Source organism: Streptomyces murinus (assembly GCF_002154555.1).
GTDB classification, from domain to species: domain Bacteria; phylum Actinomycetota; class Actinomycetes; order Streptomycetales; family Streptomycetaceae; genus Streptomyces; species Streptomyces murinus.
On record NZ_MUNF01000126.1, the window covers coordinates 1 to 5,605 of the forward strand.

The following is a 5,605-nucleotide window of genomic DNA, read 5'->3' on the forward strand; positions in this document are numbered from 1 at the left end:
GGGACACCGAGCGCGCCGAGCCAGCGCCGCTCGGCGCGCTCGGTGTCCCTCGGGTTGACGGCGTCGGGGCACTCGAGGGCGGCGGCCTCCAGGCGCTGCCAGTGCGCACCGGCCTCCAGGTACTCCGCCACGGGCGCGCGCCCGGCAGGGGCGAGAGCGGGCAGGGGCAGCGCCTGGGCGGGGCCGTCGCGGGTGACGACCAGCACCGCGCCGTCCGTGCCGTCGACGCCGGGGACCAGGTACAGCAGCGCGTCCGCACCCGTCTCCGCCAGCCCGGCGCGCAGATCGCTCCCGGCGGCGGGCACCGACTGCGCGTCGATGTCGTCGCCCTGGCCGCGCAGCGCGTCCAGGGAGCGGCGGCGCAGGTCGCCGGGGAGATCGGGGGTGCCCGCGCCCGCCGCGGCCAGCACCTCCAGCGGGGAGCGGTCCCGCAGGACGCCGGGCAGGCCGGTGCCCGCGGCCGACAGTTCCAGCAGGGAGCGGTCGTCGGCCCGGCCCGGGGACGCGTCGGCGGCGGCGCGCCAGCGCTCGGCGAGCCGGGTCTCGCCCAGGGCCGCCAGGCGGTCGGCGACGCCCGCCGAGACGGCCGCCGCGCCGAGCACCAGGGAGCGGCCCTCCTCCAGACACGCCATCGCCTCCTCGGTGAGCCCGGCGCGCAGCGCCCAGAAGGCCGCGCTGCGGCCCCGGTCGGCCGCCCCGCGCGCGATGCGCAGTCCGCGGTGGGTGCCCTGCTGGAGCAGTACGTCGTCGGCGGCGAGCCGGAGCGAGGCACGGGCGAGGCCGACGGCCGCGCGCAGTTCCCCGGTGTCGGCCTCGCCCGGCCCGAGGGTCGCGCGCTTCGCCCGGAGCGCGGCCAGGTCCCAGGTGAGGCGGGCGCCGTTGGGCATGCCGTCGGGCAGTTCCGCCAAGCCCTGGGTCAGCTCCGCGATCGCCTCGTCCAGCGGTTCGGGGTCCCCGGTCAGCTGGTGCAGGGTGTCCAGGGCGATGGCGATGCCGCCGCGCGCCCAGGGGCGTACGCCCGGGGTGAAGCCGGGGTTGTCCAGGGTCTTCCTGGTGCGCCGTACGCCCTCGGCGATCCGGCTGGGATCCGACTCGGCAATCGCGGTCAGCGCGATCAGCCCGGCCCAGCTGCTGTCGAGGAGGCCGCGCAGGACGGGCACGTCCACGGAGGTCTCCACGGCCCGCTGGAGGTGATGGGCGGCCGCCCGCAGATGCTCCGCCCGGTCCTCGGCCGAGGCGGCGAGCACCACGCGGCCCAGATAGGCGTAGCCGAGCACGAAGCCGGCCAGCACACCGGTCCATTCCTCGGCGCCTTCGAAGGCCTCGTCCAGCTCCAGTTCGCACAGCGCTTCGATGATGTCCTCGACCGCGTCGCCGTCACCGCTGTCCAGGGCGGCCGTCAGCCTCCCCTGGAGCCGGGTGACCTCCCCGCACATGCGCAGGCTCGCGGCCAGGTTGCCGTCCTCGGGGTCCTCGTCCCAGCGCTGGGCTTCGAGCAGGGTCCGGGACATGTCCTCGTCCTGGAGGCTGCCCCCGGTGAGGAAGGCCGCGGCCAGCACTCCGGGCACGACGGTGCGCAGCCATTCGCGGTGGGTGCGGCTGTCGAGTTCGCCGTCGGTGTACGCCTCGTGCATCAGCCGGAGCGCTGCCCGGAACCCCTCCATGTCCCCGGAGCGTGCGGCGAGGGTGGTGTGGAGCAGGGCGGCGATCATCCGGGACTGGAGGGGCGCGCGGGTCTCCTCGCCCGTCACGGGATCCCGTGTGCCGGTCAACTCGGCCAGCAGCTCGGGCAGTTCCTCGGGGGCGAGGGTCTCGGGTGACATCACCTCGGCCAGGGCGAGGAACCGGATGCGGGTGTGCCGCTGCTCCGCCTCCTCGTCGGGGTCCGCGGGGTCGCCGTCCGGTGCGGGGACGATCCCCTGCGCCTCGGGCGGGAGTCCCGCGAGGGAGTCCTCCAGCATGGCGAACAACGACGGCAGCAGCGCGCGCAGCGGTCCCGGCACCCGCAGGTCCGGCATGGCTCCGAGGAGACCGCGGGCCCCGTCGGCGACCGCGCCCAGGTCGCCCTTCAGCACCGCCTCGGTCAGCGCCCCCAGACCCAGCAGGTTGGCGCGCAGCTCAGGGGGCATCTGCTCCTCCTCCCGTTCGAGCAGCAGCCGTACGAGCAGTCCGGTGTCCTCCAGCAGGCCCGTACCGCCGTGTGTGAGCGGGGCGCCGACCTCCAGCATCGACATCAGCTGGTCGATGGTCCACCGGCTGTCGGACCCGGGCGAGAGGTCGCGGTTCACCGTCATCAGGCGTGAGCCGAGCAGCAGCACGAGGTCCCGGCGTGCGGCCTCCCGGTCCGGCTCGTCGAGCGGGACCGCGGTCCGGGCCTCGTCGAGCAGGCGCACCGCTCGCTCCCGGTCGGCCGGGACGCCCGCCAGGACGCACCGCAGGGCGAGGCATCTGCCGAGCCGCGCCGCCACCAGCGCGGCCTGCGCCTCGCACCCCTGGGCCGACTCCAACTCCGCCTGTATCTGCGCCAGTTCATCGGTCAGCGCGTCGAGTTCCGGCCCCCGTGTTCCCTCGTACGTGTCCGGGTCCATCGGGACGGAGATCTCGGCCGCGCGTGCGAGCGCGGCGGCGACGCGGTCGCTCACTGGTACGGCCCCGGCTCCACTCATGCGTCATCCCCTCCGCCGCCATGGTGCCCGCTCCCCCGGTCCCGGTGGACGGTGCTCGCGTCTCTTCCCGGCATCCTGCCGGACAACGCCCGGTTCCCGGACGGATTCCGCCCGATCCAGGCGCTCCCGGGGGCCGGTGGGCCTTCCTCCCGGGCGAGTTCGGGGCGTGATCGGCTCCGCCCATGGCACCGGGGCGGCGAACTCGCCATGCTGGACGCCTTGTTGCCCGCATGAGGATCCGAGAAGGAGGGGATGCGGTGACGCACTCCGCACCGGTGCCCGGCGCCCTCGAACCGTACGTGGAGACCACCCGGAACGACTACGCGGTGCGCTACACGAGCGGTCTTCGGATCGAGGCCGCGGACGACGGGGTGGCCGTACTGCACGGCCGCTGCCCCCGCTGCGGCTGTGCGTTCACATACACGCACACCGACCGGGTCTTCCGCACCCCGCGCCGGGTGCCCCGCCCCGCGCATGTCCCGGTGCTCTGCGAGTGCACGGCCGAACACCCGGGACGGCCGCCCGAGGAGAAGGGGTGCGGCGCCTACTGGAACGTCCTCATGGAGCGCAGATGACACCGCGCTGGTACGTGCAGCCGGGCCCGCCCGCGACCCCCGCCGACCGCGAGGCGGGCCGGCTGACCACACAGCTGCTCGCCGGTGAGCTGGCCCGCGCCCGGGAGGCGGCGCTCGCCTGGCGCAACGGGCTCGCGGCCCTGTTCGCCGGGCTGCTCGGCTTCGGCCTGATCAAGGGCCGTACCGACGTCGGGAAACTGGCCCCTCCGTACGACGCCCTGGTGGGCGGCGCGCTGCTGCTGTGCCTGCTGTTCGGCACCCTCGGCGCGCTGCTGCTGCTCAGGGCGGCGCACGGGGCGCCCATCGGCGTCCGGCTGCCGACCGGCGTCCCCGCGGCGGCCACCGCGCTGCATCTCGGCGACCACATGGAGACCCGCCGCACCGTGCGGGCCCTCACCCGCGGGGTGGTGCTGACGATCGCGTGCGGCTCGATGCTCGTCACCGGGGTGGCGCTCACCTGGTACGGCCCCGAGAAGGACGGCCCCCGGATCCTGGTGCGCACCCCCTCCGGGGAGGTGTGCGGCGAGCCGGTGCGCACGGACGCCGGACGCCTGCTCGTGAAGACGGACACCGGCGAGGTCACCGTGCTGCTCGACCGGGCCGGGTCCCTGGCCGCGGTCGACGCGTGCCCGCAGGCGCCGTCCGACGAATGACAACGGACGGCCCCAAGAGGCAAGTTGGCCGGACGCCCCACCCCCCGCATGCCGTCGGAGGTGGGACGCCCGGCCGAACCGGACCCCTCGCTCACACGGCCGGTGTCGCACCCTCCCGCCGTCCGGTCAGCAGGGTCAGCGCCAGGTAGAGCACCAGTGAGGTGCCGAGGCCGACGGCCCAGCCGTAGTCGGCGAGCGGGGCGAGGGCCGGGATCGGGCGGCCGTCGTAGAGCGGTTTGAGGCTCGCGCCGCCGATCGCGAGGACACCGCCCACGACGAAGGCGAGGACCGCCCGCCAGTTCCAGCCGCCCGCGTACCAGTACCGGCCGCCGGCGCGGTAGAGGTCGGCGAGGTCCAGCCGGGTGCGGCGCACGATCCAGTAGTCGGCCACCAGGATGCCCGCGACGGTGCCGAGCAGCCCGCCGACCAGGCCGAGCCAGGTGAAGATGTAGCCCTGCGGGTCGGAGTACAGCTTCCACGGGAAGATCAGTACGGCGAGGACCGCGGTGACCAGCGCGCCGGTGCGGAAACTCACCTTGCTGGGCGCCACGTTGGAGAAGTCGAAGGCCGGGGAGACCAGGTTGGCGGCGATGTTCACCGAGAGGGTCGCCACCAGGACCGTGACCAGGGCGTAGAGCAGACCGACCACGTTGTCGGTCTTCGCGGCCAGCTGTACCGGGTCCCAGACGGGCTTGCCGTAGACGGCCTGCGAACCGGAGGTGACCAGCACGGACAGGAACGCGAACAGCGTCATCGTGGTGGGCAGACCGAGTGCCTGGCCCCAGGTCTGGGCCTTCTGGCTGCGGCCGTAGCGGGTGAAGTCCGGGATGTTCAGCGACAGCGTGGACCAGAAGCCGATCATGCCCATCAGGGACGGCCAGAACAGCTTCCAGAACCCGCCGCCCCAGCCGAGCGTGGACGGCTGGTCGAACAGCGGCCCGACCCCGCCCGCCTCGGACGCCATCCACCACAGCATCACGAACGCGCCGACCAGCACGAACGGCGCGGCCCAGTTCTCGAAGCGGCGGATGGTCTCCATACCCCGGTAGATGATGGCGACCTGGAGCACCCAGAAGAGGGCGAACGACAGCCACATGGTCCAGGCGTAGCCGCCGATGTGCGCGGCGTCCGACCAGCTGTGGCCGATCAGTTTCCCGGCGAGGAAGTAGATGGCCTCGCCGCCGATCCAGGTCTGGATGCCGAACCAGCCGCAGGCCACCAACGCCCGTACGACGGCGGGGAGGTTGGCGCCGCGCACCCCGAAGGAGGCGCGGGCGAAGACCGGGAAGGGGATGCCGTACTTCGGTCCGGCGTGCCCGGTCAGCAGCATCGGCACCAGGACGACCAGGTTGGCGACGGCGATGGTGAACACCGCCTGCTTCCAGTCCATGCCGACGGCGATCAGACCGGAGGCCAGCGTCCAGGAGGCGGTGTTGTGGGCCATGCCGACCCACAGCGCGGAGAAGTTGTACGTCGTCCAGGTGCGCCGGCCGGCCGGGACCGGCAGCAGGTCCTCGTTGGCGTAGCGGCCGCTGGGCTGTGGAGTGCCGGGGGCGATCTCCACCCGGCCGTCGGCGAGGGTGACCTGGGCCGATGGCGGTATGTGCGGAGGAGCGGTGTCGGTCATGGGCGGGCCCCAATCGGGAATGAGGGGATCGGCGAAGGCCGTTGCGGGCACCAGCCCCTCCCCGCGGGGAGGGGCTGGTGCCCG

The 5,605-nt window shown here is 74.0% G+C and carries 4 protein-coding genes; 2 read left to right on the forward strand and 2 right to left on the reverse strand.

Features of this window, described 5'->3' with window-relative positions:
- The coding region (locus CCN72_RS09930) for a hypothetical protein (RefSeq protein ID WP_143664068.1) at positions 1–2,666 on the reverse strand (2,666 nt) is incomplete at its 3' end.
- 257 nt (positions 2,667–2,923) lie between these two features.
- Between CCN72_RS09930 and CCN72_RS09935 the strand changes: the two genes are divergently transcribed.
- Both CCN72_RS09935 and CCN72_RS09940 read left to right on the forward strand, forming a co-directional pair.
- Positions 2,924–3,241 (forward strand): hypothetical protein, encoded by a 318-nt coding sequence (locus tag CCN72_RS09935; protein WP_232988017.1) that lies wholly within the window; start codon positions 2,924–2,926, stop codon positions 3,239–3,241.
- Positions 3,238–3,894 (forward strand): hypothetical protein, encoded by a 657-nt coding sequence (locus CCN72_RS09940; protein WP_086807196.1) that lies wholly within the window; start codon positions 3,238–3,240, stop codon positions 3,892–3,894. The genes CCN72_RS09935 and CCN72_RS09940 overlap by 4 nt, the downstream gene beginning before the upstream one ends.
- Positions 3,895–3,985: 91 nt before the next feature.
- Here CCN72_RS09940 and CCN72_RS09945 read toward each other — a convergent pair whose 3' ends face one another.
- The gene (locus tag CCN72_RS09945) at positions 3,986–5,521 is read right to left on the reverse strand and encodes an NCS1 family nucleobase:cation symporter-1 (protein ID WP_086807197.1); all 1,536 of its coding nucleotides are present in this window, start codon (positions 5,519–5,521) and stop codon (positions 3,986–3,988) included.
- Positions 5,522–5,605: the final 84 nt, after the last annotated feature.